We start from the raw sequence: 13,127 nt of genomic DNA on the forward strand, positions 1-13,127 counted from the left end.
CTGCGGGTTTTTTTACGTCCGGCTTAACGCCTTGGCTTATTCGGCATCAGCGCCCGCATCAGCCTCAGTGGCAGGCACAGCATCAGCGACGGTCTCACCTTCTTCTGCGGCGTCGGCAGGGGCGGGCTTGGCGCCAGCGGCTTTGCGCTGCAACACCGCAGCATAGAAACCATCGGTGCCATGCTGCATCGGCGTCAGTTGCAGATCGGTGCCGGTCAGCGCCAGCTCGATCTTTTCTTTGGCCAACAGATCACGCACGTCGATGCGCTCAAAGTCGGGGTGCGTGGCGAGGAAAGCGTCGACCACTTCCTTGTTCTCGCGATCCAGAATACTGCAGGTGGCGTAAACCAGACGGCCGCCGGCCTTCACCAGGCGCGATGCCGAAGCCAGAATCGATTGCTGCAACTGGTTCAGCTCGTTCACGCTCTTGGGCGACTGCCGATATTTCAGGTCCGGATTGCGGCGCAACGTACCCAGGCCCGAGCACGGCGCATCCACCAGCACCGCATCCATCTTACCCGCCAGACGTTTGATCTTCTGGTCGTGCTCCGACGCGATCAACTGCGGCTGCACATTCGACAAGCCCGAACGCGCCAGACGCGGCTTCAGGTTGGCCAGGCGTTTTTCCGAGATATCAAACGCGTACAAACGGCCGGTAGATTGCATCACCGCGCCAATCGCCAGCGTCTTGCCACCCGCGCCTGCGCAGAAATCGGTCACCATCTGGCCCCGCTTAACGCCAGTCAGAATCGCCAGCAGCTGGCTGCCTTCGTCCTGCACCTCAAAATTGCCGGCCAGAAACAGCGGATGGCGCGCCAGGTTGGGCTTGCCCACCAGACGGATGCCCCATGGCGAATACGGCGTGGCTTCAGCCGGAAATTCTTCCGCCTTAAGTTGTTCCAGCAGCGTGTCGCGTTTGGTTTTGAGAATGTTGGCGCGTATATCCAGCGCGGCGTTGTGCGCCAGCGAATTGCCCACAGCCAGGATTTCTTCTTCGCTACGACCTTCGGCTTGCAGCGCTTCCACAATCCACTCGGTGAGGTTAGCGCGCACGGCCAGTGGGGCGGTGTTCCAGTCCAGTGCTTTCCATTTCTGCGCGATGTCGAGTTGGTTTTCACGATACGTGGTCGCCAGCTCTTTCATATTGCGTTTTTCGACGGCGGAATGCAGCGCCAGCAGCCATAAACGGCCACCGGCGTCGTCACCGGCCACCCATTTCAGCTTGGGCAGATTACGCAGCAGCGCAAATACGGTTTCGGCGATAGCAGTGCGATCACGCGCGCCAAGGCGCTTGTTTTCGCGGAACATGCGCGACATACACACGTCAGCCGGCGCGGAAAACGGCAGGATCTGGTCCAGCGCTTCCAGTACGGCGTCATATTGAATCGGGGTGAGAATCATGGTGCTTCTTTGGTAAGGATAAAAAACTAACGGTTAAGTGTGCCGCCAGGCGGATGCGGACGATCTATGCCCGCAATCGGCGGTTCGAGCACGGTATTGCCTTCGATGGTCACCTCGGTGGCCACCACATCGATCGGCGCGTCCTTGCCCAACACAATCACCATGCGTACTGGCAGGTTAGACCATTGCGGCGCCAGCCAGAAATCAAACACGCGATCTTCAAACGTGCCATGCAGCACCACCGCGTCAACGGGCTTGCCGCCCAGACGCAATGTGGCCTGGCCGCGTATCTCGAACGGCACGTCCTGATAAAACTTGCGCCCGCTGGCCAATGAGAACGTAAAGTCCTTCAGCCGCGAACCCTGTTGCGCAAACTGGAACGGCGCCGACAGCAAATCCTGATCGCCCGGTTTTAGCGCGCCGGTGGGATGTTTGTCGCCATCATGCATGTTTACGACATTGTTGGCCCAATCAAATACGGCCTCGTTCTGCACCTTGCCGTCACGCATGTCGGTGTAGTGCTCGGGCACCAGACCGCGACTGCTGATACTGCCTTCGCTGCTTAAAGCCCGACTTTTGCCGAACATCGCCGCCGCCAGCCGGATACTGTAACGGCCGTTTTCAACTTCCCAGGTCATGCGCGCCGGTATCGGCAAGCCACGATACAGATACGTGATCACCGCATGGCGCGGAAACCCTTTGTGTTTGAGCGGGCCATTGGCCAGCGCCGCCACCGCACTGGCATCTGGCGCGGACGCTGCAGCCGGGTGCGATGCGGGCGCGGGTGCGGGCGGCACGGTCGGTATCGGCGTGGCTGCGGCCATCATCATGCTGGCGGCTGCGGCCGAGGCTTTATCGGCCGTAAACAGCGGTTCCGGCGTCGGTGTGACCGCTGCAACTTCGGATGCGCTGCTGGCCGGCGTACCGGTTTCCGCCAGCACCGGGCTGGGCGTCGGCGTCGGCTTGGGCCGCGGTTTTGGCTTGGGCGTTGGCGCGGGTGTCGGCACCGGCGTGGGCGCCGCCGCCAGCTTCAGCGGTTGTTTGGGCTGCAGCCAGATCGTCTGTCGTTCTGGCCGTTTTACATTCTTCAGCGACGTGGGCAGCTCGTCGTCGTCCCACGACTGATCTTCCAGCTTGTGCGTTACCTTGCTCAGCTTTTCATTCAGATCGATCGGGGTATTGGTCCACCATGCGTAGATCAGATCGCCACTAACGGTGATTACATGCAGGATCAGCGATAACACAAAAGCGCCCAGCAACAGTAGGCGCGAGCGACTCCAGCGGCGATGGGCGCGCGGCGCGGTCATGCCACCTGCTGCGTATCGCGCACGCGATGACCATCGATCTGCAGGCCACCGGCCACAAAGCGGGCGACCGCCTGCGGATACAGCGTGTGCTCGCATTCCAGTACGCGCGCCTCCAGCGTTTCGGGCGTGTCGTCGTCCAGCACTGGCACCGCTGCTTGCGCGATGATCGGGCCATGATCGAGTTCGGCCGTTACAAAGTGCGCGGTGCAACCATGCAGTTTGACGCCCGCTTCAATGGCGCGCGCATGCGTGTGCAAACCAGTAAACGCGGGCAACAGCGACGGATGCACATTGATCATGCGGTTGGCGTAATGCGCCACAAACGCCGGGGTCACAATCCGCATAAAGCCAGCCAGCACCACCAGATCGGGCGCGTGCTGGTCGATCAGCGTCATCAGCGCGGCATCAAACTGGTCGCGGTCGGCAAATTCTTTATGATCCAGCACCGCGGTGGCGATGCCGTTTTGCTGCGCCCATGTCAGTCCTGCCGCTTGCGGCCGGTTCGAAATCACGGCGGCAACACGAGCGCCCGCAATGCGCGCGTTGACGATCGCCTGCATGTTGCTGCCGCGACCAGAAATCAGGATGACGATGTTCTTCATAAGGCGGATATCAGTGCCGGAGAGGAGAGGCTAAAAACACAAGCCGCCCGTGCTGCAGAACAGACACGGGCGGCCTGGCGATTACTGCGCCGGATCAGGCCACCTGGGTCTGATGCTCGTCGCCCTGGCGTTCGCGCACCAGACCAATGCGGTACACGGTTTCGCCTTCAGCCTCCAGCGTGGCGATTGCGGCATCGGCATCCGCCGCATCCACAATCACCACCATGCCGATACCGCAGTTAAACGTGCGATACATTTCGTCGGCGGCCACATTGCCTTTCTCTTGCAGCCACTGGAACAGCTTGGGCATGGTCCAGCTCTTGGCGTCGACTTGCGCCACTACATTGGCGGGCAGCACGCGCGGCACGTTTTCCGAAATACCACCGCCGGTGATGTGGGCCATGCCCTTCACCGTCAGCGTTTGCATCAGTTTCAGCAGCGGTTTGACGTAGATGCGCGTCGGGGCCATCACCACATCCGCCAGCGATTTGCCGCCATCAAACTCCGCCGCGTAATCGGCTTCGGCCAGATGCATGATCTTGCGCACCAGCGAATAACCATTGGAATGCGCGCCATTGGAGGCCAGGCCCAGCACCACATCGCCCGGCTTGATGTGCTCGCCGGTGATGATATTGGCTTTTTCGACCACGCCGACGGCAAAGCCGGCCAGATCGTATTCGCCCACCGGATACATGCCCGGCATCTCGGCGGTTTCGCCGCCAATCAGCGCCGCGCCGGCTTGTTCACAGCCGTGGGCGATGCCGCGGATCACTTCGGTAGCCGAATCCACATGCAGCTTGCCGCAGGCAAAATAATCGAGGAAGAACAGCGGCTCAGCGCCCTGCACCAGAATGTCGTTGACGCTCATGGCCACCAGATCGATGCCGACCGTGTCATGGCGATTGAGCTCGAACGCCAGCTTGAGCTTGGTGCCCACGCCATCAGTGCCCGAAACCAGCACCGGTTCTTTGTACTTTTTCGAGATTTCCACCAGACCACCAAAACCGCCGATGCCGCTCAGAACTTCGGGGCGCATGGTGCGCTTGGCATAGGGTTTGATGTTCTCTACAAGCTGATCGCCAGCGTCGATATCGACACCTGCATCGCGATAGCTCAAACCGGGGGTGGTGGTGGTCATGCGTGGCCTCGTGGTCATCGTGATCTACAACGGTTTGCGTAACGGGTAAGTCAAAGCGGTCGACAAAAAGTGCCTGAAGCCAGCCTGCGGGGTGCGCGTAAAACCGGCATCTATCCCACGTTCATGGCGGGAATAGCGCGTTGCAGCTAGAATTGACGACCGTTCGATTCAAAAGCGCCGTATTTTAACGCATCCCGCGATGAAACGCCCGACTCCCCGTCAGCCGATGTTCCGCTTGCGCACCGCCTTCGCTGGCCTGCGCCTTTCGGCACGTCCGCGGGTTGGCGCCACCGTGCCGTCGCAGCGTGGCCGCCCATGAGCCAGCAACTGGTGCTGGACCTCTATCTGCCACAGCCGCCCAGCGTTGAAGGCTATGTGGCGGGCGAAAACGCCGAGCCCTTGTTCATGCTGGGCGAATGGGCTTCGGGCGAAAGCTACGCGTCGTTCATGTATCTATGGGGCGGCCCCAGTGTGGGCAAATCGCACTTGCTGGCGGCAGCGCGGCAACGCGTGCCTGGCGCCATTCTGGTGGATTGCGCGCGCCAGGCCTTGCCGCTCACCATCGCGCCCGACGCCGCCTTGCTGGTCGATAACGTCGAGCATCTCGATTTTGAAGCGCAGATCCGCTTGTTTGATCACTTCAATACGTTGCGTGAAGGCAATGGTCGTCTGATTGCCACCGGCCCGGTGCCGCCGATGCAGCTGGAATTACGCACCGATCTGACCACGCGCCTGGGCTGGGGCCTGGTGTATCAGCTCAAGCCTTTAAGCGATGCCGACAAGCTGGCCGCGTTGCGCAAACAGGCGCGCGAGTGGGGTTTTGATTTGTCGACCGAAGCGGCCGAATATTTGTTGCGCCATACCGACCGCGATCTGGTCAGCCTGCAATCGGTGCTCACCCAGGCCAATCGCTATGCGCTTTCGCAAAAACGCCCGGTGACGGTGCCGCTATTGCGCGAAGTGCTGCACGCGGATCGCGATTTCTAGCAGGATCAACGCGGCCATGGGCCGCGTCAGCCGTCAGGGCGCCGCAGGTGGTGCAGAACGCGCCGCATCAATCGCCCAGCCGCCCACCGTAGTGACGCCACTCACCGTGGCTTTGCCCGCGTCATAAGCCACACCGGCCGCCGTGGTGGTTACGTTGACCGCGGTTACGCCCACGTTCACCGCCGTCACCCCGACATCCACCGCAGTCGAAACCACCCCACATGCGCCCAGCAAGGGTAAAAAAGCAAAAGCAATCAACAGGGTAGGGCGCATTCCGGTTCCGGCAACAAGGATAAACGCGCACAGATTACGTGAGATTGTGGCGACACTCCATGCGCGGGCGGTATCGATATGTTTCGGAGGAAGCGTGGCCGGGATCAGCGGCCCATCCCGCCGACTTGTTGCGCCAGATAGGTGGCGTAGTTGTCCGTCATGCCGCCAATAAAATCCAGCACCCGGCCGTAGGTTTGATAAATCGGCCATTCTTTTTTCGGCGCGTTGTATTCCATCAAATCCAGAATCCGCTTCATGCGGAACGGCAATTCCGGCGATACGCGTAATTGCCAGGCTGCATTGCAAAACGCATCCAGCAGGATATCAAGGCAGGTAAACGAGCCGACTTCAATTTCCACTTTGCGCCGCGCATTAAAAATCTGATCGCGCGCCAGTTGTTTGGCTTCGGCGATGCCGTGGCGCAGGCTGGCCGGGCAATCGCCGAGCATGTCGCCACTAAATTCGCCGGCCAATAACTTCTTGTGATTCTTGATAAACGCCTTGGCCACCTCGGTTACGCAACGGCCAATCGCCTTGCCGCGCAGCAGCGAAATCTTGCGCCGCACCGATGGCGCCGCCGCTACTTCCATCTGCAGGAGTTCGGTATCGCCGCCGCAAATCTTCATCAGCAGCGGTTCTACCGTGTCATACGGCAACATGCCAATCTCGATGCCGTCTTCCAGATCCAGAATGGCGTAACAAATATCGTCCGCCGCTTCCATCAGATACGACAGTGGATGGCGTGCCCAGCGGCCCGGTGCGACTTCGGGCAGGCCCAGTTCAAGCGCCACTTGTTCCAGCAAATGGGTTTCGGATTGATAGCAACTGAATTTGCCTTTCTCACCCGCAAATTCACTGGTCCACGGATATTTAAGCGTGGTGCCCAAGGTGGCGTAAGTCAGCCGCATGCCACCTTCAAAGCGATGGTTTTCCAGCTGTGTCACCACGCGAAAACCCTGTGCGTTGCCTTCAAAGGTTTGCAGATCACGCCGTTCATTGGGCGACAGATTCTGCAATAAATAGGCATGGTCATCGCGGCGAAACCAGTCGCGGATGGCGTATTCGCCCGCGTGGCCAAACGGTGGATTGCCGATATCGTGCGCCAGACAGGCCGCCTGGATGATGGCGCCCAGGTCGTACGGCGAAATGTGCGCAGGCAGTTCATGGCGCAATTGCTCGCCTACAATCAAACCCAGGCTGCGGCCCACGCAACCGACTTCGATTGAGTGCGTCAGGCGCGTATGCACATGGTCGTTTTCGGTCAGCGGGTGGACCTGGGTTTTGCGGCCCAGCCGCCGGAAGGGCGACGAGAACACGATGCGGTCGTGGTCTTTATGAAAATCGCTGCGCGACAGTTCGTCGTCGGGCGCGTTGTCACGCGCTGCGCCCAGGCGGTTGGCGCTTAGCAGGCGGTGCCAGTCCATCATGATCCAGAATCCGGGTAGCAAGACAGGCGCCCATCATACGCCGGGCCGGGCGGGCTTGCCGGGCTCACAAATCGGGCCGCTGATTACACAAACTGTAGGCGCGGCCGATACTTAAACGTCTGGGCCGTGGGGCGCTTTCCGGTTAAACTAGCGCGCGTTTTTTTCAGGGGAACGGCATGGCTTTGCTGGAAATCAGGGACGTGGTCAAGCGCTTCGGCGATTTTACCGCCGTCAATCACGTCAGCCTCAGCGTAGAGGCCGGCGAGTTCTTTACGTTGCTGGGCCCGTCGGGCTGCGGCAAGACCACGTTACTGCGGATGCTGGCCGGTTTTGAGCAACCCGATAGCGGCGAACTGCTGCTGGATGGCAAGTCGCTGAATGGCGTGCCGCCCGAAAAGCGCCCGGTGCATACCGTATTCCAGAGCTACGCGTTGTTCCCGCATATGACGGTGCAACAGAACGTGGCGTTTCCGCTCAAGATGGCGGGCGTTGCGCCCGACCAGATCAAGGCGCGCGTGGCTGAAGTGCTCGAAGACGTGCGCCTGCAGCAATTTGCCACGCGCATGCCCAGCGAATTGTCGGGTGGCCAGCGGCAACGCGTGGCGATTGCGCGCGCGCTGGTCAATCGTCCGCGCGTACTGTTGCTGGATGAGCCGCTGTCAGCGCTCGATGCCAAGCTGCGCGAGCAAATGCAGCTGGAACTGATCAATCTGCAAAAAGAAGTCGGCATCACGTTTATCTATGTGACGCACGATCAGGGCGAAGCACTGGCCTTGTCGCACCGGATTGCGGTGATGAGCCAGGGCCAGGTTGAGCAACTCGATGCGCCCGAGAATATCTACTCGTACCCCAAAAGCCGCTTTGTGGCGGACTTTATCGGCCAATGCAACTTGCTGGACGCCACCATCCGCAGCGTTAGCGCCGAGCGTATGCAGATCGAAATCGAAGGGGTCGGCACGCTGGATACGCTGCCGGTGGCCGGTGCCACAGTGGGCCAGAAAGGCACGCTGGCCTTGCGCCCCGAGAAGATCAAGCTGGGCGCCAGCGTGGCCACCGGCAATGCCGATGAAGTGCACTTCAAAGGCAAAGTGCACGACTGTCTGTATCTGGGCGATGTGACGGTCTACATCGTCGAGCTGGAAAACGGCATGTTGATCGAAACCATGCTGCCCAACGCCGCACCGGGCCGCGCCCGTTTCTTTGATGACAACGATCAGGTCGAGCTGGCATGGCGCTTTGACGCCGGCCATTTCGTGCTGGCGTAAGGGGGCTTCGTGTCCATCAGTACCTCCAAACGCGTGTCGAAGTGGCTGATTTCCGGGCCGCCGCTGCTGTACCTGCTGATCTTCTTTGCCATTCCTACCGGCATGATGGCGCTGGCGGCGTTTCGTTTTCCGGGCGATTACGGCGGCTTGATGCCGCTGTTTGGCACCGATGCGGCTACCGGCAAAACCACGCTGCTTATCAATGCGCAAAACTGGCATGACTACATTACGCTCGATAACTTTGCCCGCTTCTTTCAGGAGCCGGTGTTTATCGAGCTATTTATCAAATCGTTCTGCTATGCGGGCCTGACCACGCTGCTGTGCCTGGTGCTGTCATATCCGCTGGCGTGGCTGATTGCCCGTTCGCCCAAAAAATGGCGCGATCTGCTGGTGCTGCTGGTCATCCTGCCGTTCTGGAGCAACTTTCTGATCCGCGTGTACGCCTGGATGATTATCCTGGGGCCGCAGGGTTACTTTGCCAAGGTGGTCAACGGCTTTCTGGGCATGTTCGGCGTCGAGCCGTTGCAGTTTCTGTTTACGCCGTTCGCGGTGGTGCTGGTGCTGGTGTATGTGCATCTGCCGTTTATGGTGCTGCCGCTCTACGCCAATCTTGAGAAGCACGACATGGCCTTACTCGATGCCGCGCAAGACCTCGGCGCATCGCGCTGGCAGCGCTTCTGGAAAGTCACCTGGCCGCTTAGCCTGCCGGGTGTGTACGCGGGCGCGGCGCTGGTGTTTATTCCGGCGCTGGGCATTTTTGCGGTGCCCGATCTGGTGGGCGGTACCGACGGCATCATGATCGGTAACCTGATCAAACAGCAGTTTCTGGATTCGCGTGACTGGCCGTTCGGCTCGGTGCTGTCCATCATGCTGACGCTGTCGGTGTTGATCATGGCGGGCCTGATGAGCCTGCTGGGCCGCGGAGGCAAACGCAATGCACTCTAAGCAATCAAAATGGCTGTGGGCGTGCGCGCTGCTGGTCTACGGTTTTCTGTATCTGCCGCTGCTGATTGTGGTGGTGTACTCGTTTAACGATTCGCGCCTGAATGCCGAATGGGTGGGCTTTACCACGCATTGGTATGGCGTGCTGTTTAGCGATGAACAGATGCTGACCGCGGCGCGCAACTCGCTGCTGATCGGGCTGGTGTCGAGCATTTTCGCCACCTTCTTTGGCACGTTGGCGGGGTTGTCGATGTACAAGTATCGGCTGCGCTTGCTGCCGGTGCTGGTGCTGACGCCGATTGCGATTCCCGAAATCCTGATGGCCTTGTCGTTGCTGATGTTCTTTGTGACGCTTAATTTCAGCATGGGTTATCTGTCGATTACGGTGGCGCATATTGCGTTTTCGATCGGTTTTGTCGCCATCGTGGTGCGCTCGCGTTTGCAGGGCATGGACGAATCGCTGGTCGAAGCCGCGCGCGACCTGGGCGCTTCGCCATTGCAGGCGTTCTGGCGCGTGACATTTCCGCTGATCCTGCCAGGCATTATCGCGGGCGCGTTGATGGCGTTTACGCTGTCGATTGATGATTTTGTGATCACGTACTTTGTAGCGGGCGCGGGCGCTTCGACGTTGCCGCTGCAGATTTACTCGATGCTGAAGATTGCGGTGACGCCTGAAGTGAATGCGATCTCGTCGCTGCTGATGCTGCTGACGCTGGCGCTGATCATGATCGCCGCCAAACTGGCCCCCGGCGCGCTGCGCGCCAGCCATTAACCCATAGGGTGGGTCTGGACCCACCCTTCAAAGTGGCTGGCCAGGCTAACAGCAATGCCGGGCGGCTTTGGGTGGCGCGAGCAAACGCCATCCACCCGAAGCGGTATTGTCAGGCTCGGCGCACCGAGCTCGCGGCTTTGGGTGGTGGGTCCAGACCCACCCTATGCATTTGTTCTTGCCGCCCTTTAATGGGCGGTTTTTTACGCCCGTTGCACCGCTGCGGGGCAATGGTGGCGCGGGTTGGCGGCAAATTAACCACAGGGCGGCCGTCACCGGCATTCGCGGCATAACCTCTGGCATAATCGGGCGCTGATTGTTTTTGATCATGGGTGCGGGTGCATGCCTCCCGCACTTTTTTTCAGTGGTTCAGACCGGAGAGTCTCAGACATGAAAAAGCTGTTGTTGGCGTTGATGCTGGCTACGGGCGCTGCTGCGCAAGCCGAAGATGTATTGCATATCTACAACTGGAACAACTACATCGCGCCCGAAACCGTCAAGCATTTCGAAGCCGACTGTAAGTGCAAAGTGGTCCAGGATTATTACGGCGCGATGGAAGAAATGCTGGCCAAGCTGGCCGCTGGCGCCAAGGGCTACGACGTGGTCGTGCCGACCGGTTTTGCGCTGCCGCCGCTGATCAAGCAAGGTCTGGTGCAGCCGCTGGACAAGAGCAAGATCCCGAATCTGAAAAACATGAACGCCTCATTCATGAACAGCCAGTTTGATCCGGGCAACAAGTACTCGGTGCCGTACGCGTTTACCACCACGCTGATCGGCTACAACGACAAAAAGATCAAGGAACTGGGCATCGATCCGTCCAGTTGGGCCGCGATTTTTGATCCGGCCGTGCTGAGCAAGATCAAGGGCAAGGTCACCGTGCTGGATGACCCGAAAGAACTGTTCGCCGCCGCCATGATGTACAACGGCTTTAATCCGAACAGCACCGATGCCAAGCAATGGCAGAAAGCCAAAGACACCATCATCAAGGCCAAGCCGTATTGGGCCGCCTTTAACAACCAGAGCTACATCAAGGAATTGACGGTGGGCAATATCTGGTTGGCGCATGGTTATTCCAACGACATGTTCCAGGCCAACACCGACGCGCACACCGCCAAGCGCCCGTTTGGCATTGCTTACACGCTGCAGAAAGAAGGCAACACCTTGTCGGTGGATAACATGATGGTGATGAAGAGCGCCCCGCGCCCTGATCTGGCCTTCAAGTTCATCAACTTCATGCTCGATGGCAAGAATTCGTCCGAGCTGACCAACATGATCGGCTCGGGCAACCCCAACGCCGCTGCCGGCCAGTTTGTGAATGGCGACATCAAGGCCATCAACGCGGTTTTCCCGACTGCGGACAACATGAAAAAGCTGTATCAGCTCAACGCGCTGGAAGGCAAACCGCTGCGTGATCTGAACCGCCTCTGGACGGAAGTGAAGACCGCCCGATAAGCTGGCGGGGGTGGGCTGCCAGGCCCGCCCCCTTTTAATTAACGGCCCCTATGCGCGCTTCCCCTCCCATCAGCTTTCTCGCCAGCGCTCACCCCCATACGCGACTCTCGCGCTATTTTTTCTGGTGCTACCTGCTGGTGGTGCTGTTGGTCAGCTTTTATCCGTTTACCGACTGGCGTTATACCGGCGAGCCGGTGTTCGCGTTCTATACCTATCCGCTGCCGTACTACTACACGTTTTTTGATAACGCCATCAACGTACTGGCCTATGTGCCGCTGGGCATCGGCGCCTCGTTGATGATCCGGCGCTGGCCCGCGCTGGCGTGGCTGATCAGCGCGCTGGTGTGCGTACTGGTGTCGTGCGGCGTCGAGTTTGTGCAGCAGTTCATTCCCAGCCGTATCGCCAGCAATATGGACATTCTCTCTAACGGCGTGGGCGGTTTGATCGGCGCGGTGGGGGCGGTGGCCTTGCGCACGCGGCGCATGCAGCACGCGTGGCTGGTGTTCCGCCACAAACATCTGTATCCGGGCGGCGCGGCCGAATGGGGCCTGGTCTGGCTGTGCCTGTGGCTGATTACCCAGTTTGATCCGTCGGTACCGTTCTTTGGCGTGGTGGATGAGCCGCGCGGTATACCGCAACCCATCCTCGCGCCGATGCAAGACCCAGGACTGTTTCTGGATCTGCTCGAAGGCGGCGGCATGCTGCTCAATACGCTGGGCGTGTGCCTGTTTACCTCGGTGCTGGTGCGCTACAGCCGCAATATTCCGCGCGCGCTGATCGCGCTGGTGTGCCTGGTGGTGCTTAGCAAGATTGTGTTTGCCGCCATCATGTTGCGCTGGAGCCAGTTCTTTATCTGGATTAACTGGAATGTGGCGCTGGGCGGGCTGGCGTCGATTCCATTGCTGGCCGTGCTCTGGCGCTTGCCGCGCCGCGTGCGCGCCCTGGCGGGCGCAATCTGCCTGCTGGCGGCGGTGCTGGTCAGTTGGTTGTGGCCGTTGGTGCCGCAGCTATCGGCCATGCTGCCGTTGTTTAGATGGCACTACGGCCATCTGATGCATTTCCGCGGGCTGGCGGCGCTGATCAGCGATATCTGGCCGTATGGCGCGATGATCTTCCTGCTGGGGTTTGCCGTGCTGGCGCGTCCGCACGACGAGCCCGTCTGGTAAGCCTACGGTTCCAGCGCAAAACCGATATCGGGCTCGTATTCCACAAAATGCACGCTGGCGATCAGGCCATCCTTGATCTGGTACATCGCCACCACTTCCACCGTTAACTGGTCCAGCCCGGTAATGATCTCGTGGTCAATCACCACATGGCCAAACACGATGCGGTTGACCAGTTCGGCATGCAGGTTGGGGCGGTTGAAGCGGTGCAGCCGATAATAACCGGCAAAGGCAATGCGGCCTTGCAAGCGCGTGGCGTCGGACGGCCACACCGCGGCGCGCACGTCCTCGGCATAACAGGCGACAAACGCATCGATATCGTGCGCGTTATAGGCATCCAGCTGCGCCTGAATCAGCGCGGCCGGATCGGGATGGGTTTCTGCGGAAATCATGTCGGTCTG

13 protein-coding genes are annotated in these 13,127 nt (G+C 59.8%); 6 read left to right on the forward strand and 7 right to left on the reverse strand.

The genetic code is table 11. From position 1 onward, the window contains the following. Positions 1-36 precede the first annotated feature (36 nt). The 4 genes from WG78_RS05375 to purM form a co-directional block, all read right to left on the reverse strand. The gene (locus WG78_RS05375; RefSeq protein WP_083458786.1) at positions 37-1,401 is read right to left on the reverse strand and encodes an RsmB/NOP family class I SAM-dependent RNA methyltransferase; all 1,365 of its coding nucleotides are present in this window, start codon (positions 1,399-1,401) and stop codon (positions 37-39) included. A gap of 26 nt (positions 1,402-1,427) precedes the next feature. Continuing rightward, a complete protein-coding gene (locus tag WG78_RS22325) occupies positions 1,428-2,708 on the reverse strand; it encodes a DUF3108 domain-containing protein (protein ID WP_053936771.1) in 1,281 nt (426 codons plus the stop codon). Continuing rightward, positions 2,705-3,310 (reverse strand): phosphoribosylglycinamide formyltransferase, encoded by a 606-nt coding sequence (gene purN / locus WG78_RS05385; RefSeq protein ID WP_053936772.1) that lies wholly within the window; start codon positions 3,308-3,310, stop codon positions 2,705-2,707. Before purN ends, WG78_RS22325 begins: the two co-directional genes overlap by 4 nt. Positions 3,311-3,404: 94 nt before the next feature. Continuing rightward, entirely contained in the window at positions 3,405-4,448 is a 1,044-nt protein-coding gene (purM, locus tag WG78_RS05390; protein WP_053936773.1) for a phosphoribosylformylglycinamidine cyclo-ligase, read from the reverse strand. Positions 4,449-4,763: 315 nt separating this feature from the next. Between purM and hda the strand changes: the two genes are divergently transcribed. After that, the gene (hda, locus tag WG78_RS05395; RefSeq protein WP_053936774.1) at positions 4,764-5,435 is read left to right on the forward strand and encodes a DnaA regulatory inactivator Hda; all 672 of its coding nucleotides are present in this window, start codon (positions 4,764-4,766) and stop codon (positions 5,433-5,435) included. A gap of 33 nt (positions 5,436-5,468) precedes the next feature. Here hda and WG78_RS05400 read toward each other — a convergent pair whose 3' ends face one another. Together WG78_RS05400 and WG78_RS05405 are read right to left on the reverse strand one after the other, a co-directional pair. Further along, on the reverse strand, positions 5,469-5,708 hold the full coding sequence (locus WG78_RS05400; RefSeq protein ID WP_053936775.1) for a hypothetical protein: 240 nt from the start codon (positions 5,706-5,708) through the stop codon (positions 5,469-5,471). Positions 5,709-5,812: 104 nt separating this feature from the next. After that, positions 5,813-7,135: a deoxyguanosinetriphosphate triphosphohydrolase gene (locus tag WG78_RS05405; protein ID WP_053936776.1), complete on the reverse strand. Its 1,323-nt coding sequence runs from the start codon at positions 7,133-7,135 to the stop codon at positions 5,813-5,815. Positions 7,136-7,311: 176 nt separating this feature from the next. Here WG78_RS05405 and WG78_RS05410 point away from each other — a divergent pair, with 176 nt between their 5' ends. From WG78_RS05410 to WG78_RS05430, 5 genes are all read left to right on the forward strand, one after another. Next, the gene (locus WG78_RS05410; RefSeq protein WP_053936777.1) at positions 7,312-8,400 is read left to right on the forward strand and encodes an ABC transporter ATP-binding protein; all 1,089 of its coding nucleotides are present in this window, start codon (positions 7,312-7,314) and stop codon (positions 8,398-8,400) included. A 9-nt stretch (positions 8,401-8,409) separates the two neighbouring features. Beyond that, complete coding sequence (locus tag WG78_RS05415) at positions 8,410-9,345, forward strand: ABC transporter permease (protein ID WP_236691989.1); 936 nt, start codon at positions 8,410-8,412, stop codon at positions 9,343-9,345. After that, positions 9,335-10,114 carry an ABC transporter permease gene (locus WG78_RS05420; protein ID WP_053936778.1) on the forward strand — a complete coding sequence of 260 codons (780 nt, stop codon included), beginning with the start codon at positions 9,335-9,337 and terminating at the stop codon, positions 10,112-10,114. Before WG78_RS05415 ends, WG78_RS05420 begins: the two co-directional genes overlap by 11 nt. Before the next feature lie 387 nt (positions 10,115-10,501). Next, entirely contained in the window at positions 10,502-11,563 is a 1,062-nt protein-coding gene (locus WG78_RS05425) for an ABC transporter substrate-binding protein (RefSeq protein ID WP_053936779.1), read from the forward strand. A 50-nt stretch (positions 11,564-11,613) separates the two neighbouring features. After that, positions 11,614-12,729, forward strand: a complete 1,116-nt coding sequence (locus WG78_RS05430; protein ID WP_083458788.1) for a VanZ family protein — start codon at positions 11,614-11,616, stop codon at positions 12,727-12,729. 2 nt (positions 12,730-12,731) lie between these two features. Here WG78_RS05430 and WG78_RS05435 read toward each other — a convergent pair whose 3' ends face one another. Continuing rightward, positions 12,732-13,118 (reverse strand): nuclear transport factor 2 family protein, encoded by a 387-nt coding sequence (locus WG78_RS05435; protein WP_053936781.1) that lies wholly within the window; start codon positions 13,116-13,118, stop codon positions 12,732-12,734. Positions 13,119-13,127: the final 9 nt, after the last annotated feature.

This window comes from Amantichitinum ursilacus, from assembly GCF_001294205.1.
Classification (GTDB): domain Bacteria; phylum Pseudomonadota; class Gammaproteobacteria; order Burkholderiales; family Chitinibacteraceae; genus Amantichitinum; species Amantichitinum ursilacus.